The organism is Streptomyces sp. ME19-01-6 (assembly GCF_033793745.1).
In the GTDB taxonomy this organism is placed as follows: domain Bacteria; phylum Actinomycetota; class Actinomycetes; order Streptomycetales; family Streptomycetaceae; genus Streptomyces.
This window is the reverse complement of sequence record NZ_JARAXF010000022.1, coordinates 127,564-150,164: the sequence shown is the minus strand read 5'-3', so window position 1 is coordinate 150,164 and position 22,601 is coordinate 127,564. Positions and strand designations below refer to the sequence as shown.

Sequence of the window (22,601 nt, the reverse complement as noted above, 5' to 3'; positions counted from 1 at the left end):
ACAATTAAATAGACCTGTACGACGAAGGGGCCCAGAATCCGGCGCAGGAACCACCCCGTCCCTCCTGCCGCATGGAGCGTTCACACCATGTCCCTGGGCCCCTTCGGCCGTACCGCCGCCGCCATGATCACCCCGTTCGCCGAGGACGGCGCCCTCGACCTCGACGGCGCCCAGCTCCTGGCCACCCACCTGGTGGACCGGGGCGGCTGCGACGGAATCGTGGTCAGCGGCACCACCGGCGAGTCCCCGACCACCACCGACGCCGAGAAGGAGGCGCTGCTGCGGGCCGTCGTGGAGGCCGTCGGCGACCGCGCCCGGATCACCGCCGGGGTGGGGACCAGCGACACCCGGCACACGGTGGAGCTGGCCCGCGCGGCCGAACGGGCCGGAGCGCACGGCCTGCTGGTCGTCACCCCGTACTACAGCCGCCCGCCGCAGGACGCCGTGGCGGAGCACTTTCGCACGGTCGCGGACGCCGTCGGGCTGCCCGTGATGCTGTACGACGTCCCCGCCCGCACCGGCACCGAACTCGCCGCCGACACACTGCTGCGGCTCGCCGAACACCCGCGCATCACAGCCGTCAAGGACAGCGCGTACGACCTGATGAAGGCGGCGAGGGTGATGGCGGACGGCGGCCTCGCCTACTTCTCCGGCTGCGACGAGCTGAATCTGCCGCTGCGGGCCATCGGAGGCGCCGGCTACGTCAGCGTCGTGGCCAACGTCGCCGGTCAGCAGGTGCGCGCCGTACTCGACGCGCACGACGCGGGGGATCCGGGCGAGGCCGCCCGGCGCCATCTGGCCCTCACCCCGCTCGTCGAGCGGATGATGGCCGCCGGCGCCCCGGGCACGGTCACCGCCAAGGCGCTGCTCGGCGCGCTCGGACTGCCCGCGGGCCCGGTCCGGGCCCCGCTGCTCCCCGCCGGCCGGCAGCTGACCGACGGGCTGCTGGCCGCGTACGGCGAGGTGGCGGGCGGCCGCTGACCGGGCCCGCCCGCCCTGCGCCCCGCGGCTCAGTTGTGGCTGTGCAGCGCCTCGTTGAGGCCGCCCCACGAGCCGCTGCGCGGCAGCGCCTCGACCGCGCCCGTGGTGGAGTTGCGGCGGAAGAGCAAGTTGTTGACGCCGGACAGCTCCAGCGCCTTGGTGATCGTGCCGTCCGGCAGGGTGACCCGGGTGCCCGCGGTGACATACAGGCCCGCCTCGACGATGCAGTCGTCGCCGAGCGAGATGCCGATACCCGCCTCGGCGCCGAGCAGGCAGCGCTCGCCGATGGAGATCGTCTGCTTGCCGCCGCCCGACAGCGTGCCCATGATCGACGCGCCGCCACCGATGTCCGAGCCGTCACCGACCACGACGCCCGCGCTGATCCGGCCCTCGACCATGGAGGTGCCCAGCGTCCCGGCATTGAAGTTGACGAAGCCCTCGTGCATGACGGTGGTCCCGGAGGCCAGGTGGGCGCCGAGCCGGACGCGGTCGGCGTCGCCGACGCGCACCCCGGCGGGGATCACGTAGTCGGTCATCCGCGGGAACTTGTCCACGCTGGTCACCGACAGCTGAAGCCCCTCGGCGCGGGCCGCGAGCCGGGCCCGCTCGACCTGGTCGGCGGGGACGGGGCCGAGCGAGGTCCAGGCCACGTTGGCCAGCAGGCCGAACTGGCCGTCCAGGTTCACGCCGTGCGGCTTGACCAGGCGGTGGCTGAGCAGGTGCAGCCGCAGATAGACGTCGTGCGCGTCGAGCGGCTTGTCCTCGAGGGAGCCGATGACCGTACGGACGGCCACAACCTCGACCCCGCGGCGCGGGTCCGGCCCGAGGGCCCCCCGGACGGTGTCGCCCAGCAGCTCGGCGGCGCGCTCCTCGCTCAGCCGCTCGGTCCCGGCCGGGCCGGGCTCGGCGACCAGCTCGGGGGCCGGGAACCAGGTGTCGAGGACGGTGCCGTCCTCGGCGAGGGTGGCGAGACCGGCGGCGGCTGCGCCGGTGTGGGTGGTGCTGGTGGTGATGGCTGCGTCGGTCATGGTCAGAACGCTAACCGGAGGCGGGCCCGGGAGGCGAACCGGTCTCAGCGGGCGGTCCGCGTCCCCCCGGTCACCGCCCGTCGGCCCGGTCGGCCGCGCTTCCGCCGATGATCCGCGCCAGCGCCGCCCGGGCGCCCTCGCGGTCGTACGGGCGGTCGGTCAGCAGCGCCTGCAGGGTCAGCCCGTCGATCAGGGCCACCACCGCGCGGGCCGTGGCGGCGTCGGGCAGGAACCGCGTCAGCGTCCGGGCCATTTCGTCCAGGCACTCGGCGGCGATCGGCCGCGCCCCCTCATGGCGCAGCGCGGCGAAATACAGCTCGTACTCCAACTCCAGCCGCGCCCGCTCGCCCCTGAGCAGCTCCTCGAGCCATCGGGCCAGCTCGTCGGCCGGCGCCGCGGCCGGATCGACGCCTTCCGCCCAGCGCTCCACGTCCGCCAGCCACTCCGCGTTGATCTGCCGGAGCGCGGCGACCAGCAGGTCGTCGAGGGTCGCGAAGTGGTACGTCGTCGAGCCCAGCGGCACATCGGCCGCGGCGGCCACGGCCCGGTGGCTGAGCCCCGCGATGCCGCGCTCGCGGACCACGGCGACCGCGGCGTCGATGATGCGCTGCCGCCGCTCGGGGTCGTAGCGGCGGGCCATCAGTGGGCCCCGCCGAGGTTGAGCACGACCACTCCGGCGATCACCAGCAGCACGCCGATCACCTTGGTGGCGGTGGCGGCCTCCCCGAGGAAGAGCATCCCGATCGCCGCGATGACGGCGGTCCCGGCCCCGGCCCATATGGCGTACGCGGTGCCCATCGACACCGTCTTGAGCGTCTGCGCGAGCAGCGCGAAGGCGATCAGATAGCCGGCCGCCGTGGCCAGCGAGGGCCACAGCTTGCTGAAGCCTTCGCTGTACTTCATCGAGGTGGTGGCCAGGATTTCGGCGGTGATGGCCCCGGCGAGCGTCAGATACCCCATGCGTACGAGTGTACACAACGATGCGTACGGCCGTACACAACCGCCGTACGCAACCCGGCGACGCGACGCGACGGGAGAACGCGAACGGCCCCCGCGTGCGCGGGGGCCGTTCGGGCGTGCGGCTCAGGTGCTGTCGGACTCAGCTGCGCTCAGACGTTGAAGCCGAGGGCGCGGAGCTGCTCGCGGCCCTCATCCGTGATCTTGTCCGGGCCCCACGGCGGCATCCAGACCCAGTTAATGCGCAGCTCGTTGACGATGCCCTCGGTGGCCGACTTCGCCTGGTCCTCGATGACATCGGTCAGCGGGCAGGCCGCGGACGTCAGCGTCATGTCGAGGGTGGCGATGTTGGCGTCGTCGATGTGGATGCCGTAGACGAGGCCCAGGTTGACCACATCGATGCCCAACTCGGGGTCCACGACGTCGTACAGGGCCTCGCGGACCTCTTCCTCGCCGGCCGGCTTGACGGCCGTTTCCACGTTCTCACTCATGCGGTCTTCCCTCCGGCGCGCTCGCCCAGCGCCTGGGCGGTCGCGTCCTTCCACGCCATCCAGCTCAGCAGAGCACACTTCACCCGGGCCGGGTACTTGGAGACGCCGGCGAACGCGACCGCGTCCTCCAGCACCTCCTCCATCGCGTCGTCCGGCTCGGTCTTGCCCTTGGACTGCATCAGCTCCAGAAACGTTTCCTGGATCTTGCGCGCCTCGGCGATCTCCTTGCCGACCAGCAGATCGTTGAGCACGGACGCGCTGGCCTGGCTGATGGAACAGCCCTGGCCCTCGTAGCTCACGTCTTCGATGGTCTGGCCGTCGAGACGCACCCGGAGGGTGATCTCGTCCCCGCACGTCGGATTGGTGTGGTGCACCTCGGCATCCCCGTCCCGCAGCCCCCGCCCGTGCGGGTGCTTGTAGTGGTCGAGGATGACGTCCTGGTACATCGAATCAAGCTTCACGCGCACGCCCCTACCCGAAGAAGTTCCGTACGTGCTCCAGACCCTCGATCAAGGCGTCGACCTCGGCCGGGGTGGAGTACAGATAGAACGACGCTCGCGTGGTCGCGGGAATTCCGTACCGCAGGCACACGGGCCGGGCGCAGTGGTGGCCGACCCGGACCGCGATGCCCTGCTCGTCGAGCACCTGGCCCACATCGTGGGGGTGGATGTCGCCGAGCGTGAAGGAGATCGCGGCGCCGCGGTCCTCGGCCGTGGTCGGGCCGATGATCCGCAGATCCGGGACCTCCAGGAGCCTGCGCACCGCGTAGTCGGTGACCGCGTGCTCATGGCGGGCGATGTTGTCCATGCCGATCGAGGTCAGATAGTCCACGGCCGCGCCGAGACCGACGGCCTGGGCGATCGGGGGCGTACCGGCCTCGAACTTGTGCGGCGCGGGGGCGTAGGTGGACGAGTGCATCGAGACGGTCTCGATCATCTCGCCGCCGCCGAGGAACGGGGGCAGGTCCTCCAGCAGCTCCTGACGGCCCCACAGCACGCCGATGCCCGTCGGGCCGCACATCTTGTGGCCGGTGAAGGCCACGAAGTCGGCCTGCAGCGCCTGCACGTCCAGCGTCATATGCGGGGCGGCCTGCGAGGCGTCGACGACGACGAGGGCGCCGACCTCCTGCGCCCGGCGGACGATCGCCTCGACCGGGTTGACCGTGCCCAGGATGTTGGAGACCAGGACGAACGAGACGACCTTGGTCTTCTCGTTGATGATCTCCTCGATGTTCGACAGGTCCAGCCGGCCGTCGTCGGTGAGGCCGAACCACTTCAGCTTCGCGCCCGTGCGCTGCGAGAGCAGCTGCCAGGGGACGATGTTGGAGTGGTGCTCCATCTCCGTGATGACGATCTCGGTGTCGCTGTCCACGCGGTAGGGCTCATCGGCCCAACCGAGCATGTTGGCGACGAGGTTGAGCGACTCCGAGGCGTTCTTCGTGAAGATCACCTCGTCCCGGCTCGGCGCGTTGATGAAGGCGGCCACCTTGTCGCGGGCGCCTTCGTACAGCGCCGTGGCCTCCTCGGCGAGCACATGCACTCCGCGGTGCACATTGGCGTTGTGCACCTCGTAGTACTCGCTGAGCACGTCCAGCACCTGACGCGGCGTCTGCGAAGTCGCCGCGTTGTCCAGGTACACGAGCCTCTTGCCGTCGTGGACCAGCCGGTCCAGGATCGGGAAGTCCTTGCGGATGGTCTCGGTGTCGAGAAGACCCGGCAGCTGTGTCATGTCCCTGCGCCTCCGTATCCCGCGCCGAATCCCTCGCCGCCGAAACGGCCCCTGTCGTCGTCACTCACTCGTCGCGCCGCCCTTCCCATAAGCCTCGTAGCCCTCTTCCTCCAGCTTGTCCGCGAGCTCCGGGCCGCCGGACTCGGCGATCCGGCCCGCCGCGAACACGTGGACGTGGTCGGGCTTGATGTACCGCAGGATGCGCGTGTAGTGGGTGATCAGCAGGGTGCCGACCTCACCGGTCTCGCGGACGCGGTTGACGCCCTCGGAGACCACGCGCAGCGCGTCGACGTCCAGACCGGAGTCCGTCTCGTCGAGGATCGCGATGCGGGGCTTCAGCAGCTCGAGCTGGAGGATCTCGTGGCGCTTCTTCTCACCGCCGGAGAAGCCCTCGTTCACATTGCGCTCGGCGAAGGCGGGGTCGATCGAAAGGCGCTCCATGGCCTCCTTGACCTCCTTCACCCAGGTGCGCAGCTTCGGCGCCTCACCGCGGATGGCGGTGGCCGAGGTGCGCAGGAAGTTGGAGACGGAGACCCCGGGGACCTCCACCGGGTACTGCATGGCGAGGAAGACGCCCGCGCGGGCCCGCTCGTCGACGGACATGGCCAGCACGTCCTCGCCGTCCAGGGTCACCGTGCCGCCGGTGACCTGGTACTTCGGGTGACCCGCGAGCGAGTACGCCAGCGTGGACTTGCCGGAGCCGTTGGGGCCCATGATGGCGTGGGTCTCGCCCTGCTTCACGGTCAGGTCGACACCGCGCAGGATCTCGCGGGGGCCTCCTTCGGCCTCGACGGAGACGTGCAGGTCGTGGATCTCAAGCGTTGCCATGGGTGCCTCAGGACTCCTGGGTGACGGAGACGAGCACGTCGTCCCCTTCGATCTTTACGGGGTATACGGGGACGGGGCGCGTCGCGGGGAGGCTGGACGGCTTGCCGGTGCGCAGGTCGAAGCTGGAGCCGTGCAGCCAGCACTCGATCTGGCAGTCCTCCACCTCGCCCTCGGACAGCGAGACGTTCGCATGCGAACAGATGTCGTTGACCGCGAAGACCTCGCCCTCGGTGCGCACGAGCGCGACCGGTACGCCTTCGAGCTCCACCCGCTTGGGGGTGGCCTCTTCCAGCTCGCTCAGCGCGCAGGCGCGCAGGAAGGTCGGGGTCATGCTACGGACGCCTCCAGCTCGGCCTCGATCTTGGCGATCAAGCGCTCCTCCAGCTCGGGGATCCCGATCTGCTGGACGAGCTCGGCGAAGAAGCCGCGGACGACCAGACGGCGGGCCTCGTCGGCCGGGATGCCGCGCGCCATCAGGTAGAACAGCTGCTCGTCCTCGAAGCGGCCGGTCGCGCTCGCGTGGCCGGCGCCGACGATCTCGCCGGTCTCGATCTCCAGGTTCGGCACCGAGTCGACGCGCGCGCCGTCGGTCAGGACGAGGTTGCGGTTGAGCTCATAGGTGTCGGTGCCCTCCGCGGCGGCGCGGATCAGCACATCGCCGATCCAGACCGCGTGGGCGTCCTTGCCCTGCAGCGCGCCCTTGTAGGCGACGTTGCTGCGGCAGTGCGGGGTGTCGTGGTCGATGAAGAGCCGGTGCTCCTGGTGCTGACCGTTGTCGGTGAAGTACAGGCCGTAGAGCTCGGCCTCACCGCCCGGGGCGCCGTAGACGACCCGCGGGTGGAGCCGCACCAGGTCGCCGCCGAAGGTGACGACCACGGACTTGAACGTGGCGTCGCGGCCGACGAGCGCGGTGTGCTGCGCGGCGTGGACGGCGGTGTCGTCCCAGTCCTGGATCGAGACGACGGTGAGCTTGGCGCCGTCGCCGATCAGATACTCCACGTTGGCCGCGAGCGTGGCGTCACCGGTGTGGTCGATGACCACGACGGCCTCGGCGAAGGCGCCCACCTCCACGACCTGGTGGCCGTAGGCGGTGCCGCCCTCGCCGTGCACGGAGATCCGCACGGGCTCGGTGAGCACGGTCTCCTTGGCGACGGAGACCACCGAGGCCTTCTCGAAGGAGCTGTACGCCTGGGCCGCGACCCGGTCGACCGGCTTGCCGGTCTTGCCCAGGCGCGGATCCGTGCGGTCGACGGCCTCGACGGTGACGCCCTCGGGGGCGCTCACCTCGACCCGCAGCCCGCCGGTGGCCTCGGCCGTGCCATCGTGCAGGCCGCGCAGGCGCTCCAGCGGAGTGAACCGCCAGTCCTCCTCACGGCCGTGCGGCACCGGGAAGTCGGCCACGTCATACGACGCGATGACGCCGACCCTCGCATCGGTGGGCTGGCCCACCTGGATGGCACCGTCCGTGGTGGATCCGGCCGGAATGGTTTCAGCCATGGCAGCTGTACAGCTCGCTTTCTGGTGACGTACCTCGGCCCTCCCGGAGGACGGCCGCCGCGGGTATCGGGGAAGGCGCCGGCCTCAGCCGACCGCGCCTTCCATCTGCAGCTCGATCAGCCGGTTGAGCTCCAGCGCGTACTCCATGGGAAGCTCGCGCGCGATCGGCTCGACGAAGCCGCGCACGATCATCGCCATGGCCTCGTCCTCGGACAGGCCGCGGCTCATCAGGTAGAAGAGCTGGTCGTCGCTGACCTTGGAGACGGTCGCCTCGTGACCCATGGACACATCGTCCTCGCGGACATCCACATACGGGTAGGTGTCCGAGCGGGAGATGGTGTCGACCAGCAGCGCGTCGCACAGCACATTGGACTTGGAACCCTCGGCGCCCTCGCCGATCTCGATCAGACCGCGGTAGGAGGTGCGGCCGCCGCCGCGCGCCACCGACTTGGAGATGATGTTCGACGAGGTGCGGGGCGCCATGTGGACCATCTTCGCGCCGGCGTCCTGGTGCTGGCCCTCGCCCGCGAAGGCGATGGACAGGGTCTCGCCCTTGGCGTGCTCGCCCATCAGGTAGACGGCCGGGTACTTCATGGTCACCTTGGAGCCGATGTTGCCGTCGACCCACTCCATGGTCGCGCCCTCGTAGGCCACGGCGCGCTTGGTGACCAGGTTGTACACATTGTTCGACCAGTTCTGGATGGTCGTGTAGCGGCAGCGGGCGCCCTTCTTCACGATGATCTCGACCACCGCGGAGTGCAGCGAGTCCGACTTGTAAATCGGCGCGGTGCAGCCCTCGACGTAGTGGACGTACGCGTCCTCGTCGACGATGATCAGCGTCCGCTCGAACTGGCCCATGTTCTCCGTGTTGATCCGGAAGTAGGCCTGCAGCGGGATCTCCACGTGCACGCCCTTCGGCACGTAGATGAACGAGCCGCCGGACCACACCGCCGAGTTCAGCGAGGCGAACTTGTTGTCGCCGACCGGGATCACCGAGCCGAAGTACTCCTTGAAGAGCTCCGGGTGCTCCTTGAGGCCGGTGTCGGTGTCCAGGAAGATGACACCCTGCTCCTCGAGGTCCTCACGGATCTTGTGGTAGACGACCTCGGACTCGTACTGTGCGGCCACACCCGCGACCAGCCGCTGCTTCTCGGCCTCCGGGATGCCCAGCTTGTCGTACGTGTTCTTGATGTCCTCGGGCAGCTCTTCCCACGAGGCGGCCTGCTGCTCCGTCGAGCGCACGAAGTACTTGATGTTGTCGAAGTCGATGCCGGACAGGTCCGAGCCCCAGGTGGGCATGGGCTTCTTCTCGAAGAGCTTGAGGCCCTTCAGCCGGAGCTTCAGCATCCACTCCGGCTCGGACTTCTTCGCCGAGATGTCGCGGACGACGTCCTCGGAGAGGCCGCGCTTGGCGGAGGCTCCGGCCGCATCGGAGTCGGCCCAGCCGTACTCGTAGTTACCCAGCCCCTCGAGCTCGGGGTGAGCAGTCTCCGTGGGGAGAGTCATTCGGGGTTCCTCCCGGCCGTGCTGGCAGATGCTGTGGTGGTCTTGGTCTTGCTGAGGGTCTTGCTGGGGGCGGCCTTCTCGGCCTTGCCGGTCCCGGGGATGTAGGTCGTGCACACCCCGTCGCCATGGGCGATGGTGGCCAGACGCTGCACATGAGTCCCGAGCAACTGGGAGAAGACCTCGGTCTCCGCCTCGCACAGCTGCGGATACCGCTCGGCCGCGTGGGCGACCGGGCAGTGGTGCTGGCAGAGCTGTTCGCCGACCGGTGCGCTGCGCGCCGTAGCAGCGTACCCGTCCACGGACAGTGCCCGGGCGAGGGCTTGGGCGCGGTCCTCGGGCTCCGCGGCCTCGACGGCCGCGCGGTACGCCACGGCCTGGGCGGCGAGCCTGGCGCGCGCGAAGGCGGCGACCGCCGCCCGACCCGCCTCACCGCCGCCGGCGCTCTGCTCGATCCAGCGCAGGGCGTCCATGGCCAGCTCGTCGTACGCCTGGTCGAAGGCGTCGCGCCCGCAGTCGGTGAGCGCGAAGACCTTGGCCGGGCGGCCGCGGCCCCGCGCGCCGTACACCCTCTTCTCGCGGGGCTCGACGACGCCATCGGCGACGAGGGTGTCGAGGTGGCGGCGCACGGCCGCCTGGGTCAGCTCGAGCCGCAGGGCGAGCTCGGCCGCGGTGGACGGGCCGTGATCGAGGATGGAGCGGGCGACCTTGTTACGGGTGCCGTGCTGCTCATCGGGCGCGGGCACGGGCACGGCAGACCGCGCGGCCGACTCGACCGCGCGTCCCGCCGGAGCTTCGCTCGCGTATTTCACAACGCCATTGTTGCGTAATTCGCGCGGCAGACACAAGCGAGGTCCCTCCGGTGACCCGGTGGAGTGCGTCACTAAGGCACACCTAACCAAAATGCCCGAGCCGGCCTGCGGAAACAGGGTCCGCGGCCGCCCTGCCCGCCGGCTCCGCCTCGGTGCTTCGTAGACTGCCGGGCATGCGAGAAGAGCCCGCGGTCGACATCGTCGGCCTCGTCAAGCGGTACGGCTCCAAGACCGCCGTGGACGGGCTCGACCTGTCCATCGCGCGCTCCACCGTGACCGCCGTGCTCGGCCCCAACGGGGCAGGCAAGACCACCACCGTCGAGACCTGCGAGGGGTACCGCCGACCCGACGCCGGTACGGTCCGCGTCCTCGGCCTGGACCCCGTCACCCAGGCGGCCGCGCTGCGCCCCCGCATCGGTGTGATGCTGCAGTCCGGAGGGGTTTATTCCGGGGCGCGCGCAGAAGAGATGCTGCGCCACACCGCGGGCCTGCACGCCCACCCCGTCGACGTCGGCCACCTCATGGAGCGGCTCGGCCTCGGCTCCTGCGGCCGCACGCCCTACCGGCGGCTCTCCGGCGGCCAGCAGCAGCGCCTGGCGCTCGCCATGGCCGTCGTCGGCCGCCCCGAGCTGGTCTTCCTCGACGAGCCCACCGCCGGCCTCGACCCGCAGGCCCGGCGCGCCACCTGGGAACTCGTGCGCGACCTGCGCCGCGACGGCGTGACCGTCGTGCTGACCACACACCACATGGACGAGGCCGAGGAGCTCGCCGACGACGTCGCGATCGTCGACGGCGGCAAGGTGATCGCCCAGGGCAGCCCGGAGGACCTGTGCCGCGGCGGGGCGGAGAACACGCTGCGCTTCACCGGCCGCCCCGCGCTCGACCTGTCCTCCCTGCTCAAGGCGCTGCCCGCCGACTCCACGGCCGACGAGCTGACCCCCGGCTCGTACCGCGTCACCGGCAAGATCGACCCGCAGCTGCTGGCCACCGTCGCCTCCTGGTGCGCCCAGAACGGCGTCATGCCGGACCGGATCTCGGTCGAGCGGCACACCCTGGAGGACGTCTTCCTCGAGCTGACCGGCAAGGAGCTGCGCGCGTGACCGCCCCGGGAACCTTCACCCCCCAGCCGGGCGCGGCACCGCTGCCCCGCATGATCCGCGCCCAGGCGGCCCTGGAGACCCGGATGCTGCTGCGCAACGGCGAGCAGCTGCTGCTGACCGTGATCATCCCGTCCCTGCTGCTCGTGCTGTTCAGCACCGTCGACATCGTCGACACGGGCTCGGGCGGCAAGGCCGTGGACTTCCTCGCCCCCGGCGTCCTCGCGCTCGCCGTGCTGTCCACGGCCTTCACCGGACAGGCCATCGCGACCGGCTTCGAGCGGCGGTACGGGGTCCTCAAGCGGCTCGGCGCCTCGCCGCTGCCGCGCTGGGCCCTGATGGCGGCCAAGACCTGCTCGGTGCTGGTCACCGAGGTGCTGCAGGTGGCGCTGCTGACCGTGATCGCCCTCGCCCTCGGCTGGTCCCCGCACGGCAACCCCCTCACCGTCGCCCTGCTGCTGCTCCTCGGCACGGCCGCGTTCTCCGGCCTCGGCCTGCTGATGGCGGGCACCCTGAAGGCCGAAGCGACCCTCGCCGCCGCCAACCTCGCCTTCCTGCTGCTGCTCGTCGGCGGCGGGGTGATCGTGTCGCTGGACAAGTTCCCGGACGCGGTGCGCGGCGTGCTGCAGCTGCTGCCGATCTCGGCCCTGTCGGGCGGGCTGCGGGACGTGCTGCGGGACGGGGTGGGGGTGCCGTGGGGGGACCTGGGGATCCTGGCGGTGTGGGCGGTGCTGGGGCTGGGGGCGGCGGCGCGGTTCTTCCGCTGGGAGTAGCGCACCCTTCCTCCTCCCCTCTTGTCCGACCCCTCGTGAATTGCTGCACAAGCGCCCGCCTACGATGGGCGACGTGCCCTCTTCGCTGAACCCCCTTGAGCAGATCGCCCGCCGCTGGCAGCCCTCCGCGCGCTTCGTGGAGCGCGCGGCACTGGTCGCCGTGGTGATGACCGTGGTCATCGTGGTGACGGGCGGCGCGGTCCGGCTCACTCAGTCCGGGCTCGGCTGCCCGACCTGGCCGACCTGCACAAAGGACAGCCTGACGCCCACCCACGAGATGGGCATCAACGGAGCGATCGAGTTCGGCAACCGCATGCTGACGTATGTGCTGTGCGCGGTCGTCGGCGTGCTGATCATCGCGGCCCGCGCCCGTACCCCGGTGCGCCGCTCCCTCACCCGGCTCGGCTGGGCCCAGTTCTGGATCGTGATGGGGAACGCCGTGGTCGGCGGCATCACGGTGCTCACCGGGCTGAACCCCTACATCGTCAGCTCGCACTTCCTCCTGGCCACCGCCCTGCTCGTGGTCACCGTGGTGACCTGGCAGCGCACCCGTGAGGGCGACGCCGCGCCCCGCGATCTGGTCGCCCGCCCCATCCGCCAGCTGACCTGGCTGCTGGTCGGCGCGACCGGCGCGCTGATCCTGATCGGGACCGTGGTCAGCGGGGCCGGGCCGCACGCGGGCGACGCCCGGAAGGTGCACCGCATCCCGCTGGACTGGCAGGAGATCACCCAGCTGCACGTGGACTTCGTCTACATCGTGCTGGGCCTGAGCGCCGCTCTGTGGTTCACCCTGCGCGCCGTGAAGGCCCCGGCCGCGCTGCGCCGTCCCGTCGTCGAATTCCTCGTCGTCCTGCTCCTCCAGGGCGTGGTCGGCTACGTCCAGTACTTCACGCATCTGCCCGAGGTGGTCGTCGGCGTCCACATGCTCGGCTCCTGCCTGGTGCTGATCGCGGTGCAGCGGGTGCTGCTCTCCCAGCGCGAGCGCGCGGAGCTGTCCGCGCCGGCCGCCGCCCCCGCGCCGGCCGCTCAGCCCGTCGCCGAGGCCGCCGCGTCCAGCCGGTAGACCCGGCGCGCGGTCCCGGCCGCGACGAGTGCGGCGATGCGCCGCGCCTCGGATCGGGTGCACACGCCGTCGGCGACCCACTCGGCCGCCAACCGCGCCATGGACCGTACGAACAGCCGGGCGCCGGTCACGTACAGCTCGGGCAGCGCCCGCGCTCCGGTCGAGAACAGCAGCTTGCCGAACGGCGCCTCGCCGAGGGTCTCCCCCGGCCGGGGCCCCGCGTCCGCGTACACATGCGCGAAGGCCGCGGCCAGCTGGGCGGCGCGGCGATGGTGCGGCCTGCCGGGCAGCAGTACCAGGTCGGTCCCGGCGCCCGCGGTGGCGCGCAGAAAGCCCGCGAGCGGCTGCGGGTCGGCGCAGTGCAGCTGCACGGGCAGGCCGGTCGCGACGGCGCTCCACAGCAGATGCTGGAGCAGCACCGGATCCGTGGGGCGGGCCCGCGGAGTGTGCCCGCTGAGCCAGCGGTCCGCCGCCCGCCGCACCTCCCGGGGGTCCGGCGGGGTCTCGTCGCAGAAGGCGACGCCCAGGGCGAAGGCCGTGGCGTGCTGGGCCGCGGCGTACAGCGCCTCCGCGGTGTTGCCCATGAACGAGTCGACTGAGCCCGAGGTGTCCGCGACCTCCTCGGCCAGCGGCTCCAGGCGGATGACCTCGTGGACCGGGCCGTCCGCGGCCGCGGCCAGCTCGGCGGCCGATGTGAGCCCGTCGGGCGCCCCCGACTCCAGCAGGAAGGCGCCGATACCCGCGCCGCGCAGCAGCAGCCGCCCGGCGCGGTAGGCGCCCAGCTCGCGCCGCCGGGCGAGATAGCGGACGGGGGCGCAGTGGGCCTCCAGGCCGAGCAGCGGGGGGCACCAGCGGCGTACGGCCAGGCCGGTCCAGCTGTCGAAGAAGGTGGTGCCCGCCGGGGCGGCGGCGCCGGAGCCCGCGGCGGCGGCGAGATGGGCCTCGAACGAGCCGAGGCCGAGTTCGCCGTGGAGAGCGCCGTGGCTGTGCTGGTCGACGAGCGGGGGCAGCGCCCTCGCCCATGCCTCGCCCGCGAGGTGCTCCCGTCCGATGCGGGGCCCGTCCGCCGTCTCCGGCGCGGCCTCGCGGGCGGCCTCCAGGGTGTCCGAGGGGGCCGGGTCGGCCGCAGTGCCCGTCGCCTCGTCCGTCACCGCCGCCTCCTTGCCGTCGGGCATCGAAGGGCTTAACGGGCGAAACGGTTATGAGGTGTCGCCAGGCCCGCCCCCGAGCGTGGCCCGCCCCGGCCGCACTGGGCAAGGGCGCGTCCTGGGGGTGGGGTGCGGGGCCGTCCGGGTCGCGGACGTCTTCCCCGCTTCGCGCCGTTTTGCGGCATCGATATGCGGTTCAGCCGCGTGGGGACTCCGCCCCGGGCCGAAGAAGGCAACGGCACAAGCCCCGCCAGGGTGGGGGAAAGCCGCCGCGCCGCGGCTACGCGTTGCTCGGGCCGCCGAGTTGGATGCCGGCCATGCGGGTCCACTCGTACGGGCCGGTGCGGACCTTCGCGGCGAATTCGCCGTCGAAGTCGTCGTGCAGGGTGATGCCCGCGGTCTCCGCGGCGCGGCGGGCCGTCTCGTACGACGGGGCGACCAGCGTGCCCCAGTCGCCGTTGGCCCCGACGAGGGCGACGCGGACGGTGCCGCGGCCGATGTGGGCGAGCTGGCCCTCGGCGCTGCCGCCGTGGGTCTGTGCGAAGGCCGTCATCTGGTGGGCGAGCCGCTTGGCCCGCTTCTCGGCCTTGGCCGACACGGCCTTGCCCGATTCGGCCTCGGGCGCCTGGCCTTCCGGGTCCGTCTGCGTGGTGTCTCCCATGAAGACGATGCTACCGACCGGTAATCCACACCGGAAGAGCTGTCAGCGCAGGAAGGGGTCCACCGCGACGGCGACGAACAGGAGCGACACATAGGTGATGGACCAGTGGAACAGCCGCATCTCCTTGAGCCCCGCCCCCGTGATCCCGGCCTTGGCGCGCGCCTGCAGCCCGTGCGCCTCCTTGAGCCAGAACGCGCCCAGCGCCGCGGCCACGACCGGGTAGAACCAGCCGGTGTAGCCGAGCGGCCACAGCAGCAGTGACACGACCACCATCACCCAGCTGTAGAGGACGATCTGCCGGGCGACCGCCTTGTTGCCCGCGACCACGGGCATCATCGGCACGCCCACGCGCGCGTAGTCGTCCTTCACCTTCATCGACAGCGGCCAGTAGTGCGGCGGCGTCCAGAAGAAGATGACGAGGAAGAGAATCGCCGCGGCCCAGGAGACCGAATTGGTGACGGCCGACCAGCCGATGAACACCGGCATGCAGCCGGCGATACCGCCCCACACGATGTTCTGCGCGGTACGCCGCTTGAGCCACATCGTGTAGACGACGACGTAGAAAACCAGCGCGCCGAGCGACAAAATGGCGGACAGCGGATTGACCAGGTACCAGAACCAGGCGGTGGACCCGATGGCGAGCGCGAAGGCGAAGACCAGGCACTCGCGCGGCGAGACCATGCCGGTCACCAGCGGGCGCTGCGAGGTGCGGTCCATGAGCGCGTCGATGTCGCGGTCGTAATACATGTTGAACGCGGCCGCGCCGCCGGCGGACAGATAGCCGCCGACGCAGGTGGCGAGCACCAGCCACAGATCCGGGACGCCCTTGGCGGCCAGGAACATCACCGGCACCGTCGTCATCAGCAGCAGCTCGATGACACGCGGCTTGGTCAGTGCCACGAACGCCTTGACTCGGGCACCGAGCGGCCGGTGGCTCCGGCTCGTATCGAGCACCCCCGCAGGACGGGAATCGACGGCCGTCACGCACACCCCTGGTAGAAGCAAGAACCAGCAAGCACCGGACATGAAGAGCCGGTAAAGACTTGCGCGTACCACGCCACTCTAGACGTTGCGGATACGCCGCCCGCCGCCGGGGTCGGCTCGTGTTCGCGGAGCTCACGGCCCTCGAGGGAATGCCGCATCTCCGGCATTCGTTCCCCGGATGTCGGGTACTCGCTCGAAAAGATGAGCGTTCTTCCAGGGGTAGGCTCGACAAAGCCGGTGTACGCATCGTCACCGGATATCGACATTGTGGAGAGGAGCCCTGACTCAGGGTGAGCACGAAGCCGACTACCACAGATCTCGAGTGGACCGATGTGGACCAGCGCGCCGTGGACACGGCGCGTGTCCTGGCCGCGGATGCCGTGCAGAAGGTCGGCAACGGCCACCCCGGCACCGCCATGAGCCTCGCCCCCGCCGCGTACCTGCTCTTCCAGAAGCTGATGCGGCACGACCCCACCGACGCCGGATGGGTGGGGCGTGACCGGTTCGTCCTCTCCCCCGGCCACACCTCACTGACCCTCTACGTCCAGCTGTACCTGGGCGGGTTCGGCCTGGAGCTGGAGGATCTGAAGTCCTTCCGCACCTGGGGCTCGCTGACCCCGGGCCACCCGGAGCACGGCCACACGGTCGGCGTCGAGACCACCACCGGCCCGCTGGGCCAGGGCATCGCCAACGCGGTCGGCATGGCGATGGCCGCCCGTTACGAGCGCGGTCTGTTCGACCCGGAGGCACTCGAGGGCACCTCTCCCTTCGACCACACCATCTGGGCGATCGTCTCCGACGGCGACCTGGAGGAGGGCATCTCCGCGGAGGCCTCCTCCCTGGCCGGCCATCAGAAGCTCGGCAACCTGATCGCGCTGTACGACGACAACCACATCTCGATCGAGGGCGACACCGCGACCGCCTTCTCCGAGGATGTACTGAAGCGCTACGAGGCGTACGGCTGGCATGTCCAGCGCGTCGACCAGGCGCCCAACGGCGACTTCGACGTCCACGCGCTGTACGCGGCGCTGAAGGCGGCGCAGGCCGAGACCGAGCGCCCCTCGATCATCGCCGCCCGCACCATCATCGCCTGGCCCGCGCCGAACGCGCAGAACACCGAGGCCGCCCACGGCTCGGCGCTCGGCGCCGACGAGGTCGCCGCCACCAAGCGCGTCCTGGGCTTCGACCCCGAGCAGGACTTCGAGGTCGAGGAGTCGGTCCTGGCCCACGCCCGCAGCCTGGCCGACCGCGGCCGCGAGGCCCGCGCCGCCTGGGACAAGAAGCTCCAGGACTGGCGGAACAACAACCCCCAGCGCGCCGCCGAGTTCGACCGGATCACCGCCGGTGAGCTGCCCGAGGCCTGGGACAAGGCGATCCCGGTCTTCGAGCCGGGCAAGGACGTGGCCACCCGCAAGGCCTCCGGCCAGGTCCTCAAGGCGCTCGGCGGGGTACTCCCCGAGCTGTGGGGCGGCTCCGCCGACCTCGCGGGCTCGAACAACACCACCATCGACGCGTCCTCGTCCTTCCTCCCGAAGGACAACCCGCTTCCCGAGGCCGACCCGTACGGCCGCACGGTGCACTTCGGCATCCGCGAGCACGCCATGGGCTCGACCATGAACGGCATCGCGCTGCACGGCAACACCCGTATCTACGGCGGCACCTTCCTGGTCTTCTCCGACTACATGCGCCCCGCCGTCCGTCTCGCCGCCCTGATGAAGCTCCCCGTCACCTACGTGTGGACGCACGACTCCATCGGCCTCGGCGAGGACGGCCCGACCCACCAGCCGGTCGAGCACCTGAGCGCGCTGCGCGCCATCCCGGGCCTGAACATCGTCCGCCCGGCCGACGCCAACGAGACCGCCATCGCCTGGCGCGAGATCACCCGCCGCCACAGCGAGCGGCCCGCCCCGCACGGCATCGCGCTGACCCGGCAGAACGTGCCGACGTACGACGTCAACGAGGACGCCGCCAAGGGCGGCTACGTCCTGGTCGAGGCGGAAGGCCCCGAAGGGAAGACCAGCCCTGCGCAGGTGATCCTCATCGGCACCGGGTCCGAGGTGCAGCTCGCCGTCGAGGCGCGCGAGCAGCTGCAGGCCGCCGGCGTCCCGACCCGCGTGGTTTCGATGCCCTCGGTCGAGTGGTTCGAGGAGCAGGACCAGGCGTACCGGGACAGCGTGCTGCCGCCGTCCGTGAAGGCCCGCGTGGCCGTCGAGGCGGGCATCGGCCTGACCTGGCACCGCTTCGTGGGCGAGGCCGGCCGCATCGTCTCCCTCGAGCACTTCGGCGCCTCCGCCGACTACAAGGTGCTCTACCGGGAGTTCGGCCTGACCGCGGAAGCCGTCGCCGCCGCCGCCCGCGAGTCGCTTGAGACCGCCGGGCACTGACGCCGTATACGACCTTGTAGCGACGAGTAGGAGATGCAATCCCGATGACAGACGCACTCAAGCGGCTGGCCGACGAAGGCGTCGCGGTCTGGCTCGACGACCTTTCGCGCAAGCGCATCACATCCGGCAACCTGGCCGAGCTGATCGACGAGAGCCATGTGGTGGGCGTGACCACCAACCCGTCGATCTTCCAGAAGGCGATCGCCGGCGGTGACGGCTACCAGCAGCAGGTGGCCGACCTCGCGACCCGCAAGGTCACCGTCGACGAGGCCGTCCGCATGATCACCACGGCGGACGTCCGGGACGCCGCGGACATCCTGCGCCCGGTCTACGACGCGACCGGCGGCCAGGACGGCCGGGTCTCCATCGAGGTGGATCCGCGCCTGGCGCACAACACGGCCGCCACCATCGCCGAGGCCAAGCAGCTGGCCTGGCTGGTGGACCGGCCCAACACCTTCATCAAGATCCCGGCCACCAGGGCGGGTCTGCCCGCGATCACCGAGGTGATCGGGCTCGGCATCAGCGTCAACGTCACGCTGATCTTCTCGCTGGAGCGCTACCGCGAGGTCATGGACGCCTTCCTGGCCGGCCTGGAGAAGGCCAAGGCCGCGGGGCTCGACCTGCAGAAGATCCACTCGGTGGCGTCCTTCTTCGTGTCCCGCGTGGACACCGAGATCGACAAGCGCCTCGACAAGCTGGGCACCGACGAGACCAAGGCGCTGCGCGGCAAGGCCGCCCTGGCCAACGCCCGCCTCGCCTACCAGGCGTACGAGGAGGTCTTCGGCTCCCACGACAAGTCGACCCCGCCGTCGGAGCGCTGGGCCGCCCTGGACCGGGCCAACGCCAACAAGCAGCGCCCGTTGTGGGCCTCCACCGGCGTCAAGGACCCGGCCTACAAGGACACGCTCTACGTGGACGAGCTGGTCGCCCCGGGCACGGTCAACACCATGCCGGAGGCCACGCTGGAGGCCATCGCCGACCACGGCCAGATCACCGGTGACACGGTGCGCGGTACCTACGAGCAGGCCAAGGCCGATCTCGACGCGCTCGCCGGGGTCGGAATCTCGTACGATGACGTTGTACAGCTCCTCGAGGACGAGGGCGTCGAGAAGTTCGAGATGTCCTGGAACGACCTGCTGAAGTCCACTGAGGCGGAGCTGGGCCGCCTCGCTCCTTCGGAGGCGTGAGAGACCTTGTCACTTTCCACGAGCGGAGCCAATCCGCTGCGTGACCCCCGGGACCGGCGGCTTCCGCGCATCGCGGGGCCGTCCGGCCTGGTCATCTTCGGCGTCACGGGCGACTTGTCCCGCAAGAAGCTGATGCCGGCCGTCTACGACCTGGCCAACCGCGGCCTGCTGCCGCCGGGCTTCTCGCTCGTCGGCTTCGCCCGCCGCGACTGGGAGAACGAGGACTTCGCCCAGGTCGTACACGACGCGGTCAAGGAACACGCCAGGACCCCCTTCCGTGAGGAGGTCTGGCAGCAGCTCGCCGAGGGCTTCCGCTTCGTACCCGGCGAGTTCTCCGACGACGAGGCGTTCGAGAAGCTGCGGGGGACGATCGAGGAACTGGACAAGGCGCGCGGCACGGGCGGCAACTTCGCCTTCTATCTGTCGGTCCCGCCGAAGTTCTTCCCCACCGTCGTCCAGCAGCTCAGGAAGCACGGCCTGTCCTCCGGGCCCGGCGACTCCTGGCGGCGCGCCGTCATCGAGAAGCCCTTCGGCCACGACCTGGCCAGCGCCCAGGAGCTCAACAAGGTCGTCCATGAGGTCTTCCGGCCGAGCGACGTCTTCCGGATCGACCACTACCTGGGCAAGGAGACGGTCCAGAACATCCTGGCGCTGCGCTTCGCCAACACCATGTTCGAGCCGCTGTGGAACCGCAGTTACGTCGACCATGTACAGATCACCATGGCCGAGGACATCGGCATCGGCGGCCGGGCCGGCTACTACGACGGCATCGGCGCGGCGCGCGACGTCATCCAGAACCACCTGCTGCAGCTCCTCGCGCTGACCGCCATGGAGGAGCCCTCCTCCTTCGACGCCACCGCGCTGGTCACCGAGAAGCTCAAGGCGCTCAAGGCCGTCAAGCTGCCGAAGGAGCTGGGCAAGCACACCGTGCGCGGCCAGTACGCCCACGGCTGGCAGGGCGGCGAAGAGGTGCTGGGCTATCTGGAGGAGGAGGGCATCGACCCCAACTCCAAGACCGACACCTACGCCGCGATCAAGGTGGAGATCGACAACCGCCGCTGGGCGGGCGTCCCCTTCTATCTGCGCACGGGCAAGCGGCTCGGGCGTCGGGTCACCGAGATCGCGGTGGTCTTCCAGCGCGCCCCGCACTCCCCCTTCGACGCCACCGACACCCAGGAGCTCGGGGAGAACGCCCTGGTCATCCGGGTGCAGCCGGACGAGGGCGTCACCATCCGGTTCGGCTCCAAGGTGCCCGGCACCTCCATGGAGATCCGGGACGTGACGATGGACTTCGCCTACGGCGAGTCCTTCACCGAGTCCAGCCCCGAGGCCTATGAGCGGCTGCTGCTCGACGTGCTGCTCGGCGACGCCAACCTCTTCCCCCGCCACCAGGAGGTGGAGGAGTCCTGGCGGATCCTCGACCCCGTCGAGGCCTACTGGGACCAGCACGGCAAGCCCGAGCAGTACACGGCGGGCACCTGGGGGCCGAAGGCGGCGGACGAGATGCTCGCACGAGACGGACGGAGCTGGCGCCGGCCATGAACATCGATCTCACCGACACCACGTCCAGCCAGATCAACTCGGCTCTGGTCCAGGCGCGGAGGGCGGCGGGGATACCGGCCGTGGGCATGGTGCTCACCCTTGTCATCGTCACCGACGAGGGCAATCACTACGACGCGCTGAAGGCCGCGAGCGACGCGTCCAAGGAACACCCCTCGCGCATCCTGGTCGTCATCAAGCGGCCGGGGCGCTCGCCGCGCGACCGCAAGGTGGCCCGGCTGGACGCCGAGGTGCGGATCGCCGGCGAGAGCGGCACCGGCGAGACGGTGCTGCTGCGGCTGTACGGCGAGCTCGCGAACCACGCCCAGTCGGTGGTGCTGCCGCTGCTGCTGCCGGACGCCCCGGTGGTGGTGTGGTGGCCGGAGGACGCGCCGGAGCACCCCAGCGAGGACCTGCTGGGCCGGCTGGCCGCCCGCCGGATCACCGACGCCCAGGCCACCGAGGACCCGGTGGCCACGCTCGGGCTGCGGGCCAGGACGTACACCCCGGGCGACACCGACTTGGCCTGGACCCGCATCACGCCGTGGCGCAGTGTGCTGGCCGCGGCGCTGGACCAGAAGCACTCGGCGATCACCTCGGCCGTGGTCGAGGGTGAGGCGTACAACCCGAGCGGCGAGCTGCTGGCCCTGTGGCTCGCGGAGCGGCTGAAGGTCCCGGTGGAGCGGCAGGTCACGGAGGGCCCTGGGCTGACCGCGGTGCGGCTGGAGACGGCCGACGGCACGATCTGCCTGGACCGGGCGAACGGGTCGCTGGCCGAACTGGCGATGCCGGGGCAGCCGGACCGGCATGTCGCGCTGCAGCGGCGGGACCAGTCGGAGCTGATAGCGGAGGAGCTGCGCCGTCTCGACCCGGACGAGATGTACGCCTCGGCGGTGAAGTTCGGGGTGGGCCGGCTCGGCAAGGGCGTGAGCGGCGCGGTCGAGCGGCCCGCGGCGCAAACCGGGGCGCGGACTGGAGCCGGTACCGGCTCCGGAGGCGACGCGGCGAGCGGTGGCAAGGCCGGTGGCGGGGCCCGTCCGGAGGCGGCGCACAAGGCCGCCGGGGCCCCGGCGAAGTCAGCCGGCGGCGCGGGCAACGCGGCCGGCAAGGCGGCGTCATGAGCGCTCCGCAGGTCGTCGTCCATCACGACAAGGACCTGATGGCGCAGGCCGCGGCGGCCCGGCTGATCACGAAGATCGTGGACGCCCAGTCCGCCCGCGGCTCGGCCTCGGTGGTGCTGACCGGCGGGCGCAACGGCAACGGTCTGCTGGCCGCGCTCGCCGGGGCCTCGGCCCGCGACGCCGTGGACTGGTCGCGGCTCGACCTGTGGTGGGGTGACGAGCGGTTCCTGCCGGAAGGCCACCCGGACCGCAATGTCACCCAGGCGCGGGAGGCGCTGCTGGACGCGGTGGGTCTGGATCCGGCCCGGGTGCACCAGATGCCGGCCTCCGACGGCCCGTCGGGCAGCGATGCGGAGGCCGCCGCGGAGGCGTACGCCGAGGAGTTGGGCCGGGCCGCGCGGCCGGAGAACCACGGCGCGGTGCCGTCCTTCGACGTGCTGCTGCTGGGCGTCGGCCCGGACACCCATGTGGCCTCGCTCTTCCCGGAGCTGCCCGCCGTGCGGGAGGCCGAGCGGACGGTGGTGGCGGTGCGCGGCGCGCCCAAGCCCCCGCCCACCCGGATCACCTTGACCCTGCCCGCGATCCGCGCGGCGCAGGAGGTCTGGCTGCTGGCGGCAGGCGAGGACAAGGCCAAGGCGGTGACGATCGCGCTGTCGGGGGCCGGGGAGATCCAGGCCCCGGCCGCGGGCGCGTACGGCCGCCGCCGCACGCTGTGGCTGCTGGACCGGGCCGCCGCGGCGGGCCTGCCGCGCGAGCTGTACCCCCCGGCGTCGCCCTGACCGGACGCGGACACCCAACTGGACGGGCCGACTGGGCAGA

The 22,601-nt window shown here is 71.0% G+C and carries 23 protein-coding genes; 9 read left to right on the top strand and 14 right to left on the bottom strand.

Annotated elements, in window-relative coordinates; genetic code table 11:
• Nucleotides 1–87 precede the first annotated feature (87 nt).
• Nucleotides 88–981 carry a 4-hydroxy-tetrahydrodipicolinate synthase gene (gene dapA / locus PV419_RS36575; protein ID WP_319696347.1) on the top strand — a complete coding sequence of 298 codons (894 nt, stop codon included), beginning with the start codon at nt 88–90 and terminating at the stop codon, nt 979–981.
• A gap of 29 nt (nt 982–1,010) precedes the next feature.
• Here the strand turns inward: dapA and dapD are convergent, their stop codons facing one another.
• From dapD to PV419_RS36520, 11 genes are all read right to left on the bottom strand, one after another.
• Nucleotides 1,011–2,009 carry a 2,3,4,5-tetrahydropyridine-2,6-dicarboxylate N-succinyltransferase gene (dapD, locus tag PV419_RS36570; protein ID WP_319696345.1) on the bottom strand — a complete coding sequence of 333 codons (999 nt, stop codon included), beginning with the start codon at nt 2,007–2,009 and terminating at the stop codon, nt 1,011–1,013.
• A 70-nt stretch (nt 2,010–2,079) separates the two neighbouring features.
• Nucleotides 2,080–2,649 (bottom strand): TetR/AcrR family transcriptional regulator, encoded by a 570-nt coding sequence (locus PV419_RS36565; RefSeq protein WP_319696344.1) that lies wholly within the window; start codon nt 2,647–2,649, stop codon nt 2,080–2,082.
• The gene (locus tag PV419_RS36560) at nt 2,649–2,969 is read right to left on the bottom strand and encodes a multidrug efflux SMR transporter (RefSeq protein WP_319696343.1); all 321 of its coding nucleotides are present in this window, start codon (nt 2,967–2,969) and stop codon (nt 2,649–2,651) included. Before PV419_RS36560 ends, PV419_RS36565 begins: the two co-directional genes overlap by 1 nt.
• Nucleotides 2,970–3,118: 149 nt before the next feature.
• Nucleotides 3,119–3,457, bottom strand: coding sequence for a metal-sulfur cluster assembly factor (locus PV419_RS36555; RefSeq protein WP_319696340.1), 339 nt, complete (start codon nt 3,455–3,457; stop codon nt 3,119–3,121).
• Nucleotides 3,454–3,918, bottom strand: coding sequence for a Fe-S cluster assembly sulfur transfer protein SufU (sufU, locus tag PV419_RS36550; protein ID WP_319696338.1), 465 nt, complete (start codon nt 3,916–3,918; stop codon nt 3,454–3,456). The genes PV419_RS36555 and sufU overlap by 4 nt, the downstream gene beginning before the upstream one ends.
• A gap of 10 nt (nt 3,919–3,928) precedes the next feature.
• Nucleotides 3,929–5,185 carry a cysteine desulfurase gene (locus PV419_RS36545; protein WP_319696336.1) on the bottom strand — a complete coding sequence of 419 codons (1,257 nt, stop codon included), beginning with the start codon at nt 5,183–5,185 and terminating at the stop codon, nt 3,929–3,931.
• A 60-nt stretch (nt 5,186–5,245) separates the two neighbouring features.
• Nucleotides 5,246–6,013 carry a Fe-S cluster assembly ATPase SufC gene (gene sufC, locus PV419_RS36540; protein WP_319696334.1) on the bottom strand — a complete coding sequence of 256 codons (768 nt, stop codon included), beginning with the start codon at nt 6,011–6,013 and terminating at the stop codon, nt 5,246–5,248.
• A gap of 7 nt (nt 6,014–6,020) precedes the next feature.
• A complete protein-coding gene (locus PV419_RS36535) occupies nt 6,021–6,344 on the bottom strand; it encodes a bifunctional 3-phenylpropionate/cinnamic acid dioxygenase ferredoxin subunit (RefSeq protein WP_319696332.1) in 324 nt (107 codons plus the stop codon).
• Nucleotides 6,341–7,510, bottom strand: coding sequence for a Fe-S cluster assembly protein SufD (gene sufD / locus PV419_RS36530; protein ID WP_319696330.1), 1,170 nt, complete (start codon nt 7,508–7,510; stop codon nt 6,341–6,343). Before sufD ends, PV419_RS36535 begins: the two co-directional genes overlap by 4 nt.
• A gap of 84 nt (nt 7,511–7,594) precedes the next feature.
• A complete protein-coding gene (gene sufB, locus PV419_RS36525; RefSeq protein ID WP_319696329.1) occupies nt 7,595–9,016 on the bottom strand; it encodes a Fe-S cluster assembly protein SufB in 1,422 nt (473 codons plus the stop codon).
• Nucleotides 9,013–9,825: a helix-turn-helix transcriptional regulator gene (locus PV419_RS36520; protein WP_415925455.1), complete on the bottom strand. Its 813-nt coding sequence runs from the start codon at nt 9,823–9,825 to the stop codon at nt 9,013–9,015. The genes sufB and PV419_RS36520 overlap by 4 nt, the downstream gene beginning before the upstream one ends.
• A 173-nt stretch (nt 9,826–9,998) precedes the next feature.
• On the opposite strand from PV419_RS36520, the gene PV419_RS36515 reads away from it, so the two are divergent.
• The 3 genes from PV419_RS36515 (at nt 9,999) to PV419_RS36505 (ending at nt 12,758) form a co-directional block, all read left to right on the top strand.
• Nucleotides 9,999–10,925 carry an ABC transporter ATP-binding protein gene (locus tag PV419_RS36515; protein ID WP_319696328.1) on the top strand — a complete coding sequence of 309 codons (927 nt, stop codon included), beginning with the start codon at nt 9,999–10,001 and terminating at the stop codon, nt 10,923–10,925.
• The gene (locus PV419_RS36510; RefSeq protein ID WP_319696327.1) at nt 10,922–11,695 is read left to right on the top strand and encodes an ABC transporter permease; all 774 of its coding nucleotides are present in this window, start codon (nt 10,922–10,924) and stop codon (nt 11,693–11,695) included. The genes PV419_RS36515 and PV419_RS36510 overlap by 4 nt, the downstream gene beginning before the upstream one ends.
• A gap of 73 nt (nt 11,696–11,768) precedes the next feature.
• On the top strand, nt 11,769–12,758 hold the full coding sequence (locus PV419_RS36505) for a COX15/CtaA family protein (RefSeq protein ID WP_319696326.1): 990 nt from the start codon (nt 11,769–11,771) through the stop codon (nt 12,756–12,758).
• On the opposite strand, the gene PV419_RS36500 is transcribed toward PV419_RS36505, so the two are convergent.
• The 3 genes from PV419_RS36500 to PV419_RS36490 all read right to left on the bottom strand — a co-directional run bounded on the left by PV419_RS36500 (nt 12,722) and on the right by PV419_RS36490 (nt 15,551).
• Nucleotides 12,722–13,933, bottom strand: a complete 1,212-nt coding sequence (locus PV419_RS36500; protein WP_319696325.1) for an amidohydrolase — start codon at nt 13,931–13,933, stop codon at nt 12,722–12,724. The two genes, PV419_RS36505 and PV419_RS36500, sit on opposite strands and share 37 nt — an antisense overlap.
• A 253-nt stretch (nt 13,934–14,186) precedes the next feature.
• A complete protein-coding gene (locus tag PV419_RS36495; protein WP_319696323.1) occupies nt 14,187–14,567 on the bottom strand; it encodes a hypothetical protein in 381 nt (126 codons plus the stop codon).
• A gap of 42 nt (nt 14,568–14,609) precedes the next feature.
• On the bottom strand, nt 14,610–15,551 hold the full coding sequence (locus tag PV419_RS36490; protein ID WP_319696321.1) for a heme o synthase: 942 nt from the start codon (nt 15,549–15,551) through the stop codon (nt 14,610–14,612).
• Between the two features lie 290 nt (nt 15,552–15,841).
• Between PV419_RS36490 and tkt the strand changes: the two genes are divergently transcribed.
• The 5 genes from tkt to pgl are packed head-to-tail and all read left to right on the top strand — an operon-like array spanning nt 15,842 to nt 22,561.
• The gene (tkt, locus tag PV419_RS36485; RefSeq protein WP_319696320.1) at nt 15,842–17,935 is read left to right on the top strand and encodes a transketolase; all 2,094 of its coding nucleotides are present in this window, start codon (nt 15,842–15,844) and stop codon (nt 17,933–17,935) included.
• Between the two features lie 44 nt (nt 17,936–17,979).
• Nucleotides 17,980–19,122 carry a transaldolase gene (tal, locus tag PV419_RS36480; protein ID WP_319696318.1) on the top strand — a complete coding sequence of 381 codons (1,143 nt, stop codon included), beginning with the start codon at nt 17,980–17,982 and terminating at the stop codon, nt 19,120–19,122.
• Between the two features lie 6 nt (nt 19,123–19,128).
• Nucleotides 19,129–20,664, top strand: a complete 1,536-nt coding sequence (gene zwf / locus PV419_RS36475; RefSeq protein ID WP_319696316.1) for a glucose-6-phosphate dehydrogenase — start codon at nt 19,129–19,131, stop codon at nt 20,662–20,664.
• Nucleotides 20,661–21,782: a glucose-6-phosphate dehydrogenase assembly protein OpcA gene (opcA, locus tag PV419_RS36470; RefSeq protein ID WP_319696314.1), complete on the top strand. Its 1,122-nt coding sequence runs from the start codon at nt 20,661–20,663 to the stop codon at nt 21,780–21,782. The genes zwf and opcA overlap by 4 nt, the downstream gene beginning before the upstream one ends.
• Nucleotides 21,779–22,561, top strand: a complete 783-nt coding sequence (gene pgl, locus PV419_RS36465) for a 6-phosphogluconolactonase (protein ID WP_319696313.1) — start codon at nt 21,779–21,781, stop codon at nt 22,559–22,561. The genes opcA and pgl overlap by 4 nt, the downstream gene beginning before the upstream one ends.
• The last annotated feature ends 40 nt before the right edge of the window (nt 22,562–22,601 follow it).

Excerpts from the sequence above, each read along its gene's own strand:
- dapA (WP_319696347.1), top strand. The coding sequence starts at position 88 with ATGTCCCTGGGCCCCTTCGGCCGTACCGCCGCCGCCATGATCACCCCG.
- dapD (WP_319696345.1), bottom strand. The coding sequence starts at position 2,009 with ATGACCGACGCAGCCATCACCACCAGCACCACCCACACCGGCGCAGCC.
- PV419_RS36565 (WP_319696344.1), bottom strand. The coding sequence starts at position 2,649 with ATGGCCCGCCGCTACGACCCCGAGCGGCGGCAGCGCATCATCGACGCC.
- PV419_RS36560 (WP_319696343.1), bottom strand. The coding sequence starts at position 2,969 with ATGGGGTATCTGACGCTCGCCGGGGCCATCACCGCCGAAATCCTGGCC.
- PV419_RS36555 (WP_319696340.1), bottom strand. The coding sequence starts at position 3,457 with ATGAGTGAGAACGTGGAAACGGCCGTCAAGCCGGCCGGCGAGGAAGAG.
- PV419_RS36545 (WP_319696336.1), bottom strand. The coding sequence starts at position 5,185 with ATGACACAGCTGCCGGGTCTTCTCGACACCGAGACCATCCGCAAGGAC.
- sufC (WP_319696334.1), bottom strand. The coding sequence starts at position 6,013 with ATGGCAACGCTTGAGATCCACGACCTGCACGTCTCCGTCGAGGCCGAA.
- PV419_RS36535 (WP_319696332.1), bottom strand. The coding sequence starts at position 6,344 with ATGACCCCGACCTTCCTGCGCGCCTGCGCGCTGAGCGAGCTGGAAGAG.
- sufD (WP_319696330.1), bottom strand. The coding sequence starts at position 7,510 with ATGGCTGAAACCATTCCGGCCGGATCCACCACGGACGGTGCCATCCAG.
- sufB (WP_319696329.1), bottom strand. The coding sequence starts at position 9,016 with ATGACTCTCCCCACGGAGACTGCTCACCCCGAGCTCGAGGGGCTGGGT.
- PV419_RS36515 (WP_319696328.1), top strand. The coding sequence starts at position 9,999 with ATGCGAGAAGAGCCCGCGGTCGACATCGTCGGCCTCGTCAAGCGGTAC.
- PV419_RS36500 (WP_319696325.1), bottom strand. The coding sequence starts at position 13,933 with ATGCCCGACGGCAAGGAGGCGGCGGTGACGGACGAGGCGACGGGCACT.
- PV419_RS36495 (WP_319696323.1), bottom strand. The coding sequence starts at position 14,567 with ATGGGAGACACCACGCAGACGGACCCGGAAGGCCAGGCGCCCGAGGCC.
- tal (WP_319696318.1), top strand. The coding sequence starts at position 17,980 with ATGACAGACGCACTCAAGCGGCTGGCCGACGAAGGCGTCGCGGTCTGG.
- opcA (WP_319696314.1), top strand. The coding sequence starts at position 20,661 with ATGAACATCGATCTCACCGACACCACGTCCAGCCAGATCAACTCGGCT.
- pgl (WP_319696313.1), top strand. The coding sequence starts at position 21,779 with ATGAGCGCTCCGCAGGTCGTCGTCCATCACGACAAGGACCTGATGGCG.